The 18,097-nt window shown below is 37.5% G+C and carries 14 protein-coding genes; 7 read left to right on the forward strand and 7 right to left on the reverse strand.

The window, feature by feature from the left end:
- Positions 1–164 precede the first annotated feature (164 nt).
- The 6 genes from mnmG to rpmH form a co-directional block, all read right to left on the reverse strand.
- Positions 165–2,063 (reverse strand): tRNA uridine-5-carboxymethylaminomethyl(34) synthesis enzyme MnmG, encoded by a 1,899-nt coding sequence (gene mnmG, locus ACQKN2_RS17605; protein ID WP_427416092.1) that lies wholly within the window; start codon positions 2,061–2,063, stop codon positions 165–167.
- 28 nt (positions 2,064–2,091) lie between these two features.
- On the reverse strand, positions 2,092–3,477 hold the full coding sequence (gene mnmE, locus ACQKN2_RS17610) for a tRNA uridine-5-carboxymethylaminomethyl(34) synthesis GTPase MnmE (RefSeq protein WP_427416093.1): 1,386 nt from the start codon (positions 3,475–3,477) through the stop codon (positions 2,092–2,094).
- A gap of 934 nt (positions 3,478–4,411) precedes the next feature.
- On the reverse strand, positions 4,412–5,221 hold the full coding sequence (gene jag / locus ACQKN2_RS17615; protein WP_427416094.1) for an RNA-binding cell elongation regulator Jag/EloR: 810 nt from the start codon (positions 5,219–5,221) through the stop codon (positions 4,412–4,414).
- Positions 5,218–5,988: a membrane protein insertase YidC gene (gene yidC, locus ACQKN2_RS17620; protein WP_427416095.1), complete on the reverse strand. Its 771-nt coding sequence runs from the start codon at positions 5,986–5,988 to the stop codon at positions 5,218–5,220. The genes jag and yidC overlap by 4 nt, the downstream gene beginning before the upstream one ends.
- 290 nt (positions 5,989–6,278) lie before the next feature.
- Entirely contained in the window at positions 6,279–6,623 is a 345-nt protein-coding gene (gene rnpA / locus ACQKN2_RS17625) for a ribonuclease P protein component (protein ID WP_323648390.1), read from the reverse strand.
- Between the two features lie 101 nt (positions 6,624–6,724).
- On the reverse strand, positions 6,725–6,859 hold the full coding sequence (gene rpmH / locus ACQKN2_RS17630; RefSeq protein ID WP_004233310.1) for a 50S ribosomal protein L34: 135 nt from the start codon (positions 6,857–6,859) through the stop codon (positions 6,725–6,727).
- A gap of 556 nt (positions 6,860–7,415) precedes the next feature.
- Between rpmH and dnaA the strand changes: the two genes are divergently transcribed.
- From dnaA to gyrA, 6 genes are all read left to right on the forward strand, one after another.
- A complete protein-coding gene (dnaA, locus tag ACQKN2_RS17635; protein WP_323654842.1) occupies positions 7,416–8,765 on the forward strand; it encodes a chromosomal replication initiator protein DnaA in 1,350 nt (449 codons plus the stop codon).
- Positions 8,766–8,934: 169 nt separating this feature from the next.
- On the forward strand, positions 8,935–10,071 hold the full coding sequence (dnaN, locus tag ACQKN2_RS17640) for a DNA polymerase III subunit beta (protein WP_427416096.1): 1,137 nt from the start codon (positions 8,935–8,937) through the stop codon (positions 10,069–10,071).
- A gap of 166 nt (positions 10,072–10,237) precedes the next feature.
- Positions 10,238–10,462, forward strand: coding sequence for a S4 domain-containing protein YaaA (gene yaaA, locus ACQKN2_RS17645; RefSeq protein WP_323648363.1), 225 nt, complete (start codon positions 10,238–10,240; stop codon positions 10,460–10,462).
- A 3-nt stretch (positions 10,463–10,465) separates the two neighbouring features.
- Entirely contained in the window at positions 10,466–11,581 is a 1,116-nt protein-coding gene (gene recF, locus ACQKN2_RS17650; protein ID WP_427416097.1) for a DNA replication/repair protein RecF, read from the forward strand.
- Between the two features lie 92 nt (positions 11,582–11,673).
- Positions 11,674–13,608 carry a DNA topoisomerase (ATP-hydrolyzing) subunit B gene (gyrB, locus tag ACQKN2_RS17655; RefSeq protein ID WP_427416098.1) on the forward strand — a complete coding sequence of 645 codons (1,935 nt, stop codon included), beginning with the start codon at positions 11,674–11,676 and terminating at the stop codon, positions 13,606–13,608.
- A gap of 25 nt (positions 13,609–13,633) precedes the next feature.
- Positions 13,634–16,114, forward strand: a complete 2,481-nt coding sequence (gene gyrA, locus ACQKN2_RS17660) for a DNA gyrase subunit A (RefSeq protein WP_427416099.1) — start codon at positions 13,634–13,636, stop codon at positions 16,112–16,114.
- Positions 16,115–16,188: 74 nt separating this feature from the next.
- Here gyrA and ACQKN2_RS17665 read toward each other — a convergent pair whose 3' ends face one another.
- Positions 16,189–16,323: a hypothetical protein gene (locus ACQKN2_RS17665; RefSeq protein ID WP_427416100.1), complete on the reverse strand. Its 135-nt coding sequence runs from the start codon at positions 16,321–16,323 to the stop codon at positions 16,189–16,191.
- Positions 16,324–16,457: 134 nt separating this feature from the next.
- Here ACQKN2_RS17665 and ACQKN2_RS17670 point away from each other — a divergent pair, with 134 nt between their 5' ends.
- Entirely contained in the window at positions 16,458–17,540 is a 1,083-nt protein-coding gene (locus ACQKN2_RS17670; protein ID WP_427416101.1) for an HD-GYP domain-containing protein, read from the forward strand.
- The last annotated feature ends 557 nt before the right edge of the window (positions 17,541–18,097 follow it).

Consider the following 18,097-nt stretch of genomic DNA (forward strand, 5'->3'; position numbering starts at 1 on the left):
AGACTGAGTTCCTCTATTTCAGCGGATGTTTGGACACCCACTGAAAAGTGACTTGAAACCGTATTCATCTCACCACCTATGGAGATGGGAGATGAATGCTGAAAGAAGTTAAAAATAGGAAGCGGGCACAAAGGTATGCCCGCCTCATATTCACTTTACTGTTCTTAATTATTCGCGCTGACGCGTGCGATTCTACCTTGCTCAATATAAACAAGCAATATTGAAATATCTGCTGGGTTTACACCAGAGATTCGCGATGCTTGGGCAATGGAAAGTGGTATAACTTGTTTTAATTTTTGTCTAGCTTCTGTTGCTAGACCTGAAATAGCATCATAATCAATATTTTCAGGGATTTTTTTATTCTCCATTTTATGAAGCTTTTCAACTTGTTGCAATGCTTTTTCAATATAGCCTTCATATTTAAGTTGAATTTCAATTTGTTCCTTCTCTTCATCCGAAAACTCTATGTCTGCTGGAATTAATGAAGAAATTAAACCATAATGCATTTCTGTACGTTTTAATAAATCCGCTCCACGAATACCATCTTTTAGCTCACTGCCACCTACAGAGCGGATAACAGCTTGTGTTGCTTCATTTGGTTTAATAATAACTGCGCGAAGACGTGCAATTTCGTTTTCAATCAGCTCTTTTTTCTCATTGAATATTGCATATCTTTCCTCAGTAATCATTCCCATATTATAACCTAGCTCTACCAAACGTAAATCAGCGTTATCATGACGAAGTAGTAAACGATACTCTGCGCGAGATGTTAGTAAGCGATACGGTTCATTTGTTCCCTTTGTTACTAGATCATCAATTAATACGCCAATATAAGCATCTGAACGACCTAAAATTAATTCTTCTTTTCCAAGCACATTAGCAGCAGCATTCATCCCTGCCATTAAGCCTTGGGCTGCTGCTTCCTCGTAACCTGATGTTCCATTGATTTGACCAGCAGTATATAAGCCTTTAATACGTTTTGTTTCTAACGTTGGCCATAATTGTGTTGGCACGATTGCATCGTACTCAATAGCATAGCCTGCACGCATCATTTCTGCTTTTTCTAAGCCTGGAATTGATTTTAGTAAACGTGTTTGCACATGCTCTGGTAAGCTAGTTGATAAACCTTGTACATACACTTCACGTGTATTGCGACCTTCTGGCTCTAAGAAAATTTGGTGGCGCGGTTTATCGTTAAATCGCACAACTTTGTCTTCAATAGAAGGGCAATAACGTGGACCAGTACCTTTAATCATCCCTGAGTACATCGGTGAAAGGTGTAGGTTTGCCTCGATAATTTCATGAGTTTCTAAACTTGTATAAGTCAGCCAGCAAGGCATCTGATCCATGATGAATTCAGTTGTTTCAAAGCTGAATGCATGTGGAACATCATCCCCTGGTTGAATCTCTGTTTTATCATAATCAATTGTACGGCTATTCACTCGTGGTGGTGTACCTGTTTTAAAACGCACGAGGTCAAAGCCAATCTCTTTTAAGTTATCAGCTAAGCGAATGGACGGTTGTTGGTTATTAGGACCACTTGAATACTTAATGTCTCCAATAATGATTTCACCGCGAAGGAATGTACCTGTTGTGATAACAACAGTTTTAGCTCGGTAAATAGCACCAATTTGTGTAATAACACCTTTTACTTCCCCGTCTTCGATAATTAGCTCTTCTACCATTCCTTGGTGCATTGTTAAGTTTTCATTTTCCTCCAACACGCGTTTCATTTCTTGTTGGTATAAAACTTTGTCCGCTTGGGCACGTAATGCACGCACAGCAGGACCTTTCCCTGTATTTAACATACGCATTTGAATATGCGTTTTATCAATAACTTTCCCCATGACGCCACCTAATGCGTCAATTTCTCGTACTACGATTCCTTTGGCAGGACCACCAATGGAAGGATTGCATGGCATAAATGCAATCATATCTAAATTGATTGTTAACATCAGTGTGTTAGCACCCATTTTGGCTGCGGCGTATGCAGCTTCAGAACCTGCGTGACCTGCGCCAATTACGATAACATCAAACGTGCCTGCCTCATATTTTGTTGGCATAGCTCGTATCTTCCTTTCTTTAGTAAAATTATTTTCCTAAGCAGAACTGTGAAAATAACTGATTGATTAGGCTTTCCTGTACTGTGTCACCTATAATTTCACCAAGTAATTCCCATGTTCTTGTTACATCTATTTGCACCATATCAACAGGTACATCAGCTTGTGCTGCAGCTAATGCATCCTCGACAGTTGCTTGTGCTTGATGAAGTAATGCAATATGTCTTGCATTTGAAACATATGTTAAATCGCCCGCTTCAATTTGCCCTTCAAAGAATAACGCGGCAATCGCTTCCTCTAGCTCTACGATACCCTCTTCTTGTAAAAGAGAAGTTGTCACAACGCGACGGTTGCCTGCTAACTCTTTGACGTGTGCTAAATCAATTTTTTGCGGTAGATCCGTTTTATTAACAATAACGATGTAATCCATCGCTTCAATGGTTTCGAATAGACGCTCATCCTCAGCGGTCAATTCTTCTGCGTAGTTTAAAACAAATAAAATTAAATCTGCGCCACGCAACGCCTCACGTGAACGTTCAACACCAATTCGTTCAACGATATCCTCTGTCTCTCGAATACCAGCTGTATCGACTAAACGAAGCGGAACACCACGTACATTCACGTACTCTTCTATAATATCACGAGTTGTCCCTGCTATATCTGTCACAATAGCCTTATTCTCCTGTACTAAACTATTTAAAAGAGAAGATTTCCCAACGTTTGGGCGACCTAAAATAACAGTTGATAGACCCTCTCGTAATATTTTCCCCTGAGAAGATGTTTGCAAAAGTTTTATTATTTCATTTCGTACCCATGTACATTTTTCTACTAATATTGGTACTGTCATCTCTTCTACATCATCATACTCCGGATAATCTATATTAACCTCAACTTGCGCTAATGTCTCTAGTAATGCTTGGCGTAAGTCACCAATTAAACGCGATAATTTGCCATCCATTTGTCCTAATGCTACATTCATCGCTCTATCTGTTTTCGCTCTTATTAAATCCATGACTGCTTCAGCTTGTGATAAATCGATACGTCCATTTAAGAATGCACGTTTTGTAAATTCACCTGGCTCTGCGAGTCTTGCGCCATTTGTTAATACTAGCTTTAATACACGGTTCACCGAAACAAGTCCACCATGACAGTTAATTTCTATTACATCCTCACGAGTGAATGTTTTAGGTCCGTGCATTAATGACAGCATTACTTCCTCTACAATCTCATTTGTTTTTGGATCGACCAAATGTCCATAATGAATTGTATGTGAAGCCTTCGTTGTTAAACTTTTTCCACCAGGCGATCTGAATATTTTATCTGCAATTGCGACTGCTTCGTCCCCACTTAAACGAACAATAGCAATAGCTCCTTCACCCATAGGTGTGGATATCGCAGCAATTGTATCGAACTCCATTTAATGACCTCCTCAACGTTATCCACATGTGGATAAATAAAAACCGACCAATACTTACTAACACCTTAGACTAACATATTTTCTGCAAAATCTAAAGTAAGGATAATTTCCAATTGTGGATAATCAGAAAGCTCAACATTATAGCACGCATTTCGACAAAAGTTGCAAATGCTAGAGCGTTCATTCTAGATCATAAAAAAACTATCTTGCCAATGAATAAAATATGCTCTTCGGCAAAACGAGGGGTTGATTTCCGTTCCGACTGAGCGCTTTCCTGGGGGCGTCCGATGAGCCGCTTCACTCGCGTTGCTCGCTCCAGGGTCTCGGGCCAACAGGATGTTGGTCACGAAGGCGTTATCACAGGACGTGATGCTTTTAGCCTTCGTTCCTCTATATCGCTGATCCCCAAGGAGTCGCTCATTCTCCACTCCAATCAACCTGGCATGTCACTCAAAATTTATAGCGATACAATGAAAACTTCAGCAATGTTCATCTGTCGAAAGCGTAGTGGCAGCAATAGCTGGTGTACAATTGTGTCACAGTTATAAGTCTTTTCTTTTCGATTATGGTAAATAGATATCGTCTTCACTTTTGTATAAAACTTATAAAAGTTTTATACTATCGCTGATTGGAGTGGAAGGCTACTCGACTCCCGTGGGAAAGCGAGACAGGCGAGACCCTGAGGCCAACATGATGTTGGTCACGAAGGCATTGTCACAGGACGTGACGCATTTAGCCTTCGTTCCTTTAGCGGAGGAAGCGGCTCGACGCTCGCCCACAGGAAAGCGAGTAGCCTGGAACGGAAATCACCTTCACCTGAAGCACCACAACATTCACATAGATTCCCTTGACCATCTTGTTTTCAACAACATAAAAAGTCATTTTATCATGACGATAAAATGACTTTAGCTTTGTCTGTATGTTTTTACGAAGCTTAGCTGTTTTTTACAGGTTCAATGACTAAATAACGATTAGGCTCCGTTCCTTCTGAGTATGTTTCAATATCAAAGCGATTTGCCAATTGATTATGAATAACTTTTCTTTCGTACGACTGCATTGGCTCAAACGTCACACGCTGATTTAAGCGAAGTGCTTTATCCGCCATACGATCTGCCAGTAACTCCAATGCTTCTTGACGACGCTCACGATAGTTTTCTACGTCTAATTTCACCATTAAGAACTGCTTGGCACTTTTATTTAACACAAGGTGTGTTAATTGCTGCAAGGAATTTAATGTTTGACCACGTTTCCCTATAAGCAGTGCAGCTTTCTCGCTTTTCAGTTGAAATAATACATATTTCCCTTCACGTGTCGTTTCAATTTCAAGATCATGAATATCCAATTGTTCAGCAATGTTGACTAAATAAGTCTTTGCCTCTTCAATTGGGTTTACTGAGGTTTCTTCTTCCTCTTTTTGTTCCTCTACGACTTGTTGAACAGCTTCGATATCACTTTGTTGTTCAGAAACTTGTGAACTTATTGTTTCAACATCATCTATTACTGTTGGTTCGACAAATTGAGTCGTATTTCGCTGTTCAGCTTTTTCTTCCTCAATCGTTGGTCGAACCTGTACTTCCTTTACTGTTACACGAACTTCTGCAGATCGTGCCCCAAAACCTAAAAATCCTTTTTTACCTTCTTGTAAAACTTCAACATCTACTTGTTCACGGGTTTTGCCAAGTTTCTGTAACGCCAATGAGATCGCTTCTTGTGTTGTTGCGCCTATTTGCGTAAGTTGTTTCACTTTTTAGCCCCTCCATTTTGAGCAGGTTGTGTTTTATCTTTTTTCCAAGGTTTATAAATAAACAGGTTTTGAGCAATCGAAATAATGTTACCGATTACCCAGTATAGTGATAATGCTGCTGGTAATGCCATACCAAAACCAATAATCATAAATGGCATAATGTACATCATTATTTTCATTTGAGGGTTATCCATTGCTGGGCCCGTACGTAAAACGATAAATTGCATTAAACCAGCAGTAATTGCTAATGCCGGTGCAGGATCTGCTAACGGGAAAATAAAGAAATTCCCTAAATCGAAAGCAGCTGTAGCATTCATACGACTAATCGCATGGTAGAAACCCATTAAAATTGGCATTTGAATGAGTACAGGTAAACATCCAGCAAGTGGATTGACACCAGACTCACTCATAAGCTGCATCATCTCTTTTTGATACTGTTGCTGTGTCTGTGCATCCTTAGAAGCATACTTCTTTTGCAATTCCTTCAATTTCGGCTGAATTTCTTGCATTTTTTTAGAGCTCTTTGTTTGTTTAATCATCAGTGGAAGAACGGCTAAACGAATAATAATCGTTACAACAATAATCCCCCATGCATATGAACCTAGCATATCAGCAAAGTATTTAATCGCTGACACTAAAGGCCAAACAATGAATTCATTCCAGAAGCCTGTGCTTTCTTTGGAGATTGGTTCTTTGAACTCTGTACAACCAGATAGTAGTAATACTACTGATACTAGCGACAAAATTACCCAAAGTTGTTTCTTCAACCTTTTTCCCCCTACAAATACTATTCACTTTTTCTAAAACTATATGCATTCTCTTCTTTATACATTTACAGTTTCCTGCTACTGAATAAAGTTATCAGTTATTTTATCATGCATATAACGTTTCACTCTACTAAATATTCTAACAATGTACATATATTTGCTAAGTAATGTTACTAATCATTCACATATCGCAGTGAAATCCTATCTTCAAAATACCCCTATGCGTATTTTCAGCGACTTCACTTTCGCGCAGAAACGCTTCTATTTCACCACTTTGGTTGCCATCCATATTACGTCTTCTTCAATACTTTTGCGATTCGTAGTACATGCTGCAAACTTTGTTTTACTTCATAAAAATCCATAGTGGCCGCCGGTTGTCTGGCGATAATAACATAGTCCATATTCTGCTTTAGTTCATCTTTTACTTCATGAATACTTTGTCGAATATAGCGCTTGATCTGGTTGCGTGTTACTGCATTCCCAAGTTTTTTGCTAACCGATAATCCTACACGAAATTCTGTTTGTCCCTCTTTTTCTAAAAAATATACGACAAACTGACGATTAGCGAAAGATTTACCTTTCTTAAACACCTTTTGAAAATCATCGTTTTTTTTCACTCGTTGGCGTTTTTTCATTACTTTCACCTGCTACTCGATAATTATCCTTTAATCCTCATTTCTAGGTTTCCCAAAAATAAAGAAAAAAAAGACCACTGATGTGTCTCAGTGGACTTATTTTATGCTGATAATACTTTTCTTCCTTTACGACGACGAGCAGCAAGAACTTTGCGACCGTTTTTCGTGCTCATACGTGCGCGGAAACCGTGAACTTTGCTGTGCTTACGTTTCTTTGGTTGGTAAGTACGTTTCATTTATATAGACACCTCCTGAATGAGTTGAATTTTTCAACATACAGACCTGAATATTATATAAAGTAACTAGTTATTTTGTCAATGACTTTTATAAATTTATATATTTAAGCAAATCCATGTCTATCTTTACCTACAATCCTCTTCTCCTGAATAAAATAAATTATCCACAGAATACTTGTTTTTTTTACACAGAGTTGTGTATAGTAATTTTTGCATCATTTTTTATCCACAACACTTATCTACACCTTTTTCACATAAGCAGACCTTGTGGACAACTTGGACGTGCATAAATAAAAGGTATGTGGATAAGTTACACAAACTATTGAAATAGCTTTGTTTTTCTGATACGATATCTGTGCTTCACTTTGTTGAAAACTGAAATTACTTATTATTTTATCCACAACTGTTAATATGCTGTGGATAATTTTTATCACAGCCTTTGGTTAACTTTTATCCACAACTTGTGAGTTTGTGGACTAGTTGTAAAATGAACGTATTTACCGTTTCTATAAATGCGCTTTTTTAATTGTATTGAACTGTAAAGGAGATTAGCAGCTTGGAACATTTAGAAGAACTATGGAATAATGTCCTGGCTCAAGTTGAACAAAAAATTTCTAAACCAAGCTTCGAAACGTGGCTAAAGTCTACTAAACTACTTTCCTACAATGGTAGTGGTTCTACTGTGACAATTGCTGCGCCAAATTCGTTTGCTCGAGACTGGCTTGAAAATCATTATATTCATTTGATTACAGGTATATTAACGGAGCTTACAGGCGAAGACTTGCTTATTAAGTTTGTTGTTCAAAAAAACCAGGATTCGGACGATTTCGATTTACCAGCGCCGATTATCCAAGCAAAAAATGACGATCACCATGATATTTCACCAGGTATGTTAAACCCGAAGTATACTTTTGATACGTTTGTTATTGGCTCTGGTAACCGCTTTGCACATGCTGCCTCGTTAGCTGTTGCAGAAGCACCTGCGAAGGCTTATAACCCTTTCTTTATCTATGGGGGAGTAGGGCTTGGCAAAACACACTTAATGCATGCGATTGGTCATTATGTACTGGAACACAATCCGAATGCAAAGGTAGTTTATTTATCATCTGAAAAATTTACAAATGAATTTATTAACTCAATTCGAGATAATAAGGCACTTGATTTCCGCAATAAATATCGCAATGTAGATGTACTGCTAATTGATGATATTCAATTTCTAGCTGGAAAAGAATCAACTCAGGAAGAATTTTTCCACACTTTTAATACATTGCATGAAGAATCGAAACAAATTGTTATTTCCAGTGACCGTCCTCCTAAGGAAATTCCGACATTAGAAGATCGCTTACGTTCTCGATTCGAATGGGGACTAATTACAGATATTGCGCCTCCTGATTTGGAAACTCGTATCGCCATTCTTCGAAAAAAAGCAAAGGCTGATGGTCTAGAAGTGCCAAATGAAGTCATGCTCTATATTGCGAACCAGATTGACTCCAATATTCGGGAGCTTGAAGGTGCGCTTATTCGCGTCGTTGCCTATTCATCACTTGTTAACAAGGATATTAATGCAACTTTGGCTGCTGAAGCATTAAAGGATATTATTCCTAATTCGAAGCCACGAACTGTCACTATACTAGACATTCAAAATGCGGTAGGAGAGCACTTTAACATTCGTTTAGAGGATTTTTCCGCGAAAAAACGTACAAAGTTAATTGCCTTTCCACGTCAGGTCGCGATGTTTTTATCTCGCGAATTAACAGATTTTTCGCTGCCGAAAATTGGCGAAGAATTTGGTGGACGCGACCATACTACTGTTATCCATGCTCACGAAAAAATATCTTCTTTGTTGAAAAATGACGTTCAGCTACAGCAAGATATTAAACAAATTCGAAGCATGCTAGGGAAATAATGCTGTGGACAACCCATGCGTTTAAACACAAACTTATACACAGTCTATCTACATGTGGATAGACTGATTTTATTCACTTAAACACACTTATCCACAAATCCACAGGGCCTATTACTATATCTTTTTTATTTTATATAAATAAATAATATAAATATGTGAGGGAAAACGAATGAAATTTGATATTTTACGTGACCGTTTATTAGAGGGTTTAAATGATGTCATGAAAGCCGTAAGTTCTAAAACAACTATTCCAATTTTAACGGGGATTAAAATTGATGTAACATCTGAGGGTATTCGTTTAACAGGTAGTGACGCTGATATCACTATACAAACATTTATTCCAGTTGAAGAAGATGGTCAACAAATAATTCATATTACAGAAACAGGATCAATTGTTGTACAAGCTCGTATGTTTAATGAAATTGTACGTAAGTTACCAACAAATGAGGTTGAAATTCAAGTAACAACTGGTTTCCAGACTCATATCCGTTCAGGTAAATCTGAATTCCACTTAATTGGCTCAGATGCAGCTGAATATCCTTTATTACCCGAATTAACAGAGGATCAAAAATTTACTATTCCTGCAGACCTATTAAAGACAATCATCCGTGAAACAGTATTTGCTGTTGCCACTTCAGAAAGTAGACCGGTGTTGACAGGTGTAAACTGGCAGATAAAAAATGAAGCATTAATCTGTGTTGCAACAGATAGCCACCGTTTGGCAAGACGCAAAGTTCAACTGGAAAATTTACCTGAGGTTGAACATAGTGTTGTCATTCCTGGTAAAAGTTTAAATGAGTTAAATAAGGTTTTAGAAGATTCGACAAATCTTGTGCAAATCGTTATTACAAGCCAGCAAGTGTTATTTAAAACTGGAGAAGTATTATTCTTCTCTCGTTTACTGGAAGGTAACTACCCAGATACAACACGTTTAATCCCAGAAGAATATCAAACAAATCTAACGATTAACGGTAAAGCGTTATTACAAGCAATTGATCGTGCATCTCTTGTTGCTCGTGGTGACCGTAATAATGTTGTACGTTTTGAGATTTTTGATAATCAATCTGTTGAAGTTTCTTCTAATTCTCCAGAAATCGGTAAGGTCCAAGAAGAAATTCCTGTTGAATCATTAGAAGGGGAGAACTTAAAAATTTCTTTCAGTGCGAAGTACATGATGGAAGCATTAAAAGCAATAGATGGTCAAGAAGTAGTCATTCAATTCACAGGAGCAATGAGACCGTTTATTTTGCGTTCTGTTCATGATGATGCAATTTTACAGTTGATTTTACCTGTACGAACTTATTAAAATTCAAACAGTTTTTGTTGGAGAGAATAAACTCCATAATTTCAAGCTCTAAATGCTTTGAAAAACGTTCTGATAGTCGCTAGCTGCGGCTATCTTTTTTTACTTATGGCAGAATTTTAGGTATGATAGAGAGATAGACATTCTGTATTTGGAGGGGAACTCAACTATGAAGGACATTAAAATTGATGTGGAATTTGTCACATTAGGGCAACTTTTAAAAATGACCGATGCTATTAGCTCTGGTGGCATGGCGAAGTGGTTTTTACATGAAAATGAGGTTTATGTAAATGGAGAAGTAGATGACCGCCGCGGTCGTAAACTACGTGATGGTGACATTGTAAATATTCCTGGATGTGGTCGATATCGTATCGTTGGCACAACTGGACAGTAGATTATGCAGATAGAGCAGTTAAAACTTACAAATTACCGTAATTATGATGATTTAGCATTAAACTTCTCTCCAAAAATTAATGTTTTCATTGGTGAAAATGCACAAGGGAAAACAAATGTTATGGAATCTATTTACGTATTGGCGATGGCTAAATCCCATCGAACGACGAACGATAAAGAATTAATACGTTGGGATTCAGACTATGGTAAAATAGAAGGGGCCGTTCAAAAAAGGCATGGTATTTTACCGATTGAGCTTACGATTACGAAAAAAGGCAAAAAAGGTAAGATAAATCATATAGAACAAAGCCGCCTCAGTCATTATATTGGCCAAATGAATGTCGTTATGTTTGCACCCGAAGATTTAAACGTCGTAAAGGGGAGTCCGCAATTACGACGACGTTTTATTGATATGGAGATTGGGCAAATTTCGCCTGTTTATTTGCATGATTTATTAACCTTTCAAAAAATTTTAAAGCAACGTAACCATTTTTTAAAAATGAATCAAGGTAAAAAAACGCCAGATGACGTGATGTACGAAGTTTATAATGAACAATATATTCACGCAGCTACCCAAATTATTCGAAAAAGATTTCAATTCATGGATTTATTGCAGGAGTGGGCAGAGCCAATTCACGCAGGTATTTCACAAGGGAAAGAAACGTTAGCTATTAAATACCGCACAGTAGCTGGTATTGAAAAAGAACATACTTCCAGTGAAATTGAAGGCTTTTTGCATAAAAAGCTAATAGAAGCTAAGGACCGTGAATTTGATCGAGGTGTAACACTAGTTGGTCCACATCGAGATGATTTACAGTTTTTGGTAAATGACTACGATGTTCAGACATACGGTTCACAAGGACAGCAACGTACAACCGCTCTTTCATTAAAACTTGCTGAAATCGAGTTAATTAAACAAGAAACAAATGAAACACCCATACTACTTTTAGATGATGTATTGTCGGAACTCGATGATTATCGTCAATCGCATTTATTAAATACCATTCAAGGTGAAGTTCAAACCTTTGTTACGACTACAAGTGTCGATGGAATTCATCATGAAACGATGGAGCATGCACAGCTGTTTCACGTGAAACAAGGAGCGATTGAAGAAAGTTAGCCCGGGGAGTTTTTTAGATTACAAAAGAATGGTAATAGTCAGCTCGGTTGACTGTTCATTCATTTACACACAATGATGTTATGAAGGAGTAGATGAAAGCCGTGGCTATAGAGAACGAAGGTTTACAAAATCAAGCTTATGAAGCTGATCAGATACAGGTATTAGAAGGATTAGAAGCTGTACGTAAAAGACCAGGGATGTATATTGGTTCAACAAGCTCTAAAGGGCTTCACCATTTAGTATGGGAAATTGTTGATAATAGTATTGATGAAGCACTTGCAGGATTTTGTACAGATATACAAGTAACGATAGAACAAGACAATTGGATTCGTGTAGAGGACAATGGTCGTGGTATTCCGGTAAGTATTCAAGAGAAAATGGGTAAGCCTGCTGTTGAAGTTATTATGACAGTGCTCCATGCCGGAGGTAAGTTCGGCGGTGGAGGATACAAAGTTTCAGGTGGTCTTCATGGTGTAGGGGCATCTGTTGTAAATGCTCTATCAATTGAGACGATCGTTCAAGTTCATCGTGAAGGTCATATTCATGAAATTAAATTTGAACGTGGAAAGACTATTCAAGAGTTAATGATTATCGGTGATTCAGATCGTAACGGAACGACTACACGTTTTAAAGCAGACCCTGAAATATTTAAAGAAACGACTGTTTATGAATATGACATTTTAGCACATCGTATTCGTGAATTAGCTTATTTGAATCGTGGTATCAAGATTACAATTGCTGATGAACGCGAAGGTGAAGAACGTTCTACTACGTATCATTATGAAGGTGGTATTCGTTCTTATGTAGAGCATTTGAATCAATCTAAAGAGCCAATCCATGATCCGATAGATGTTCTTGGAGAAAAGGATGGTATTTCAGTTGAAATTGCTATGCAATATAACGCTGGATTCTCTTCTAATATTTTTTCATTTGCTAATAACATTAATACGTATGAAGGCGGTACACATGAGTCTGGTTTTAAAACGGCTCTAACACGTGTTATTAATGATTACGCACGAAAAAATGGACTTTTAAAAGAGTCAGATGCAAATCTTACTGGTGAAGATGTTCGAGAAGGGTTAACAGCTATTGTTTCGGTTAAGCATCCAGATCCACAATTTGAAGGACAAACAAAAACAAAGCTTGGTAACTCTGAAGTTAGCCAAATTACTAACTCCTTGTTCTCAGATGGTTTTGAACGATTTATGTTAGAAAATCCAACTGTCGCTCGTAAAGTTATAGAAAAAGGTTTAATGGCTGCTCGTGCACGTGTCGCCGCTAAAAAAGCACGTGAATTTACACGTCGTAAAAATGCACTTGAAGTATCGAGTTTGCCAGGTAAATTAGCTGACTGTTCATCAACAAATCCATCTGAATGCGAAATTTATATCGTTGAGGGTGACTCTGCCGGAGGATCTGCGAAATCTGGACGTGACCGACACTTCCAAGCCATCTTACCGTTACGTGGTAAAATCCTTAACGTTGAAAAAGCGCGTTTAGATAAAATTTTATCGAATGCAGAAATTCGTGCAATGATTACAGCATTTGGCACAGGTATTGGTGAAGAGTTTACTTTAGAAAAGGCTCGTTATCATAAAATCGTTATTATGACAGATGCCGATGTTGATGGTGCGCACATCCGTACATTACTCTTAACATTCTTCTTCCGTTTCCTTCGACCTCTCATAGAGGCAGGTTATATTTATATTGCACAGCCACCTCTTTATCAAGTTAAGCAAGGTAAACATGTAGAGTATTGCTATGATGATATTACTCTTCAAGGAATTTTAGAACGGTTACCGAAAATGCCAAAACCAAATGTACAACGATACAAAGGTCTTGGAGAAATGAATGCAGAGCAGCTTTGGGATACTACAATGGATCCTGAGCACCGCACATTGTTACAAGTAGAATTAGATGATGCAATTAAAGCAAACCAAGCATTTGAACGTTTAATGGGCGATGAAGTTGAACCACGTCGTCAATTTATCGAAGAGAATGCAGTATACGCTAATTTAGATATTTAATTTTTCTCGAGAGGAGGTCTACACTTTGTCAGAACAAGAACGCTCCGGTGTTAAAGGAATTAATATAACAAAAGAAATTGAAACATCCTTCCTCGATTATGCGATGAGTGTAATCGTTTCTCGTGCATTACCAGACGTACGAGATGGGTTAAAGCCTGTACATCGCCGTATTTTATATGGTATGCAAGAGCTAGGGAATACAGCAGATAAAGCGTACAAAAAATCAGCACGTATTGTTGGGGACGTAATGGGTAAATACCACCCACATGGTGACTCATCGATTTATGATGCAATGGTACGTATGGCGCAAGATTTCAGCTATCGTTACATGCTAGTAGATGGTCATGGTAACTTTGGATCTGTCGATGGCGACGGAGCGGCAGCGATGCGTTATACAGAATCACGTATGTCTCGTATTGCAATGGAAATGCTTCGTGATATCAATAAAGACACAATTGACTATACAGATAACTATGATGGTTCAGAAAAGGAGCCTGTTGTCCTTCCTAGTCGCTATCCAAACTTATTAGTAAATGGAGCGGCAGGAATTGCGGTTGGTATGGCGACAAATATTCCGCCACATCAACTTGGGGAAACGATAGATGCAGTGATAGCACTTTCAGAAAATCCAGCCATCACAACGGAAGAATTGATGGAAATCATCCCAGGACCTGATTTCCCAACTGGTGGATTAATTTTAGGTCGTAGCGGTATTCGCCGTGCTTACGAATCAGGTCGAGGCTCTATCATTATTCGCGCAAAGGTAGAGATTGAACAAAAATCAAATGGTAGAGAAACAATTCTTATTCATGAATTACCATACCAAGTGAATAAAGCTAAGCTTATTGAAAAAATAGCAGAGCTTGTACGCGATAAAAAAATTGACGGTATTACAAATCTACGTGATGAATCTGACCGACGTGGTATGCGAGTAGTCATTGAAATTCGTAAAGATGCAAATGCCAATGTAGTTTTAAATAATTTATATAAACAAACAGCCATGCAATCGAGCTTCGGCATTAATATGCTGTCATTAGTAAATGGTCAGCCTAAAGTAATGGGCTTAAAAGAAATGTTGTATCATTATTTAGAGCATCAAAAGGTTATTATTCGTCGTCGTACGGAATATGACTTAAGGAAAGCGGAAGATCGTGCACATATTTTAGAGGGCTTACGTATTGCCCTTGATCATATCGATGAAATTATTGCTATTATTCGTGGTTCACGTAGTGGGGATGAAGCGAAACCTCAATTAATGGAGCGATTCAATTTATCTGAACGTCAAGCGCAAGCGATTTTAGATATGCGTTTAGTTCGTTTAAGTGGATTAGAGCGTGAAAAAATTGAAGCAGAATACCAAGAGCTTCAAATATTAATTGCTGAATTAAAAGCAATTTTAGCGGATGAGACTAAAATTGTTGATATTATTCGTACTGAAATATTAGAACTAAAAGAACGCTTTAATGATACACGTCGTACTGAAATTACATCTGGCGGTTTAGAAATGATTGAGGACGAGGATTTAATCCCAGTCGAAAATTCAGTCGTAACTTTAACGCATAATGGTTATATCAAACGTTTAGCTGCGAATACATATCGCAGTCAAAAACGTGGTGGTCGTGGTGTACAAGGGATGGGCACAAATGAAGATGATTTTGTAGAGCATCTTATGAATACATCTACACACGATACAATTTTATTCTTCACTTCAAAAGGGAAAGTATTTAGAGCAAAAGGTTATGAAATCCCGGAATTTGGTCGTACAGCGAAAGGATTACCGATTGTTAACTTACTCAATATTGAAAAAGGTGAAAAAGTAACAGCAATGATCCGTGTAGCTTCATTTGAAGAAGATGCATACTTTATCTTCACTACTAAAACAGGTATTACAAAGCGTACGCCAGTATCTCAATTTGCTAATATCCGAACAAACGGCTTAATAGCTATAAGTTTGCGAGAAGATGATGATCTCATTTCTGTTCGTTTAACAGATGGCGAGAAACAAGTGATTATCGGTACTCGTGATGGAATGCTTGTACGTTTCCAAGAGGATGATATTCGTTCAATGGGTCGTACTGCAGGTGGTGTACGAGGTATTAAGCTACGTGATGGTGACGAAGTAGTTGGTATGGAAATCGTTGAACCAGGACAGGAAATTTTAGTTGTTACAGCAAAAGGTTACGGTAAACGTACGTCAGAAGAGGAATATCGTTTACAGAGCCGTGGTGGTGTTGGATTAAAAACAATTCAAATCACTGATAAAAACGGTCCAATGGTAGCTGTAAAAACGGTTGATGGTTCAGAAGATTTAATGCTGATCACAATTAACGGCATGCTAATCCGTATGGATGTGAATGATATTTCATTAATTGGTCGTAGTACACAGGGAGTTCGTTTAATTCGTTTAGGCGATGAAGAGCTTGTTGCAACTGTAGCGAAGGTTGAAAAAGAAGAAGAATCGATCGAAGAAGAGTCAATCGAAGAAAATGACCAAGTAGAGGAATAATAAAAAGACCGATGACGACAGCTAATGTTTGCCGTTCATCGGTTTTTTTATCATAAAATATGAAAAATAAGTAATTATTTTGAATTCCATGATAAAATAAGTTTAACTCCTTTCAGTGGGTGTCCAAACACCCACTGAACAGAGGAACTCAGTCTAAGAACGCCACGTCCTGTGGCAACGACTGAGTGACCAACATCACGTTGGCCCAAAGCCTCCGGCGGATGTCACAGAATCGGTAAGGAGTTCTTTGTGTAAGCACAAAGCCGATTCCGGACGCAATTATGCCGAGGCATAATTGATCCTTATATTTATCCAAGTGAAATAGTGAAGAGGAGTTAATTGCGTGGAAACTATACATGTCCCAATTTCAGAGTTACGCGTTGGTAAAGTAATTTCTGAAGATATTTTTGCTAATACACAATATCCAGTAATTTTTAAAAACACGATTATTTCCCATGAGCATTTACAAGTTTTTTTTGCTTTTAATATTTCAAGAGTCCCTGTTTACAAAGAAGGTGTAGAGGCTCAATCAGAAGTAAAAGAAACAGATTTAGTTGTTCCAACAGAGCCTATTCCAACTTTTAGAAAGATTTATGACAATTCAGTTGAACAATTCAAAAAGGAATTTAAAAATTGGGAAGCTGGTGCAAAGGTAGATATTGCGAAAGCACGCAAAATTATTTTGCCATTATTAGAAATGGTATTAGAAGATCGTTCAATAATTTTTGATCTAAATGAGTATTCAAATCCAAAAGACTATTTGTACCATCATTGTGTAGCAACAGCGTTGATTTCTTCGGTGATTGCACAAAAATTAGGTTACGACAAAGGAATTACGATTCAAGTTGCAATTGGAGGATTATTAGCTGATTGTGGAATGGCAAAAGTTCATCCGCGTATCCGCGATAAAAAAACAACCTTAACAGAGCAAGAATTTAATGAAATTTATAAGCATCCGATTTATAGCTATAATATGGTCAAAGATGTAACAATCTTAAAGGATACAATTAAAGAGGCTATTTTCCAGCACCATGAGCGTTTAAACGGTAGTGGCTATCCGAAAGGAGAAAAAATCGCTAATATCTCTACTTTCGCTCAAATTATCGCTGTTGCAGATGTATTCCATGCAATGACATGTGAGCGAGTGTATAGAACAAAGCAATCTTCTTTTAAAGTTATAGAGATGATTCATGAATCTGAATTTGGGAAGTTTGATATTAAAGTAGTTCGTGCACTGATAGATATTGTTGCTGACCTTCCTATAGGGACAATCATTGAACTATCTAATCTGGAACAAGGCGAAGTGATGTTTGTAAATAAATTTGCACCAACTCGACCACTTATTAAATTAAGCCAATCAGGGGAGATATTTGATTTAGATAAAAATCGTACCTTCTATATTTCACGTATAATAACAAATTTATAATAGTTGAAAGGCAACCCATCAACATTGGCGTTCGCCTTTTTTATTTTAATTCAATTGATAAATTATTTAGGAGATAAACCAATGTATCAACAAAGACTTCATCGTTTAATGTAAAAAGCTAAGTACGAGAAAATGAATCTCTTAAAAACCAAGTCAAATAGAGAAAATGATCTCTTTAAAAATATTTAACTTCTTTCAGCAAATGTTTTATGTAACGTAAGTGAAACGGCAGTTACAAGTGTTTTCGTAGCGAAAGCGAAGCGTCAGGTTACAGAAGTCCACCTCTATAGGTGGTGAGATGAATGCGAATTTAAGGCTAACTAATCCTTTGAACATAGTAATGTAGAAGAAGAATAATAGATTTTAAAAAACTATTTGATTTTTTTTGAGAAAGTGTTGACATAGTTTTAGATTCTTGATATTATTAGTGAGTCGCCAAGAGGTGACACTTTAAAAAAGATTAATGAACCTTGAAAACTGAACAAGCAAAACGTAATCAATAAAGTTTTTAGTAGCTAACCTTGAGTTGGCGAACGAAACAAAATTTTGGACATCAA

It is taken from the genome of Lysinibacillus sp. NPDC093688, assembly GCF_050280145.1.
Classification (GTDB): domain Bacteria; phylum Bacillota; class Bacilli; order Bacillales_A; family Planococcaceae; genus Lysinibacillus; species Lysinibacillus xylanilyticus_B.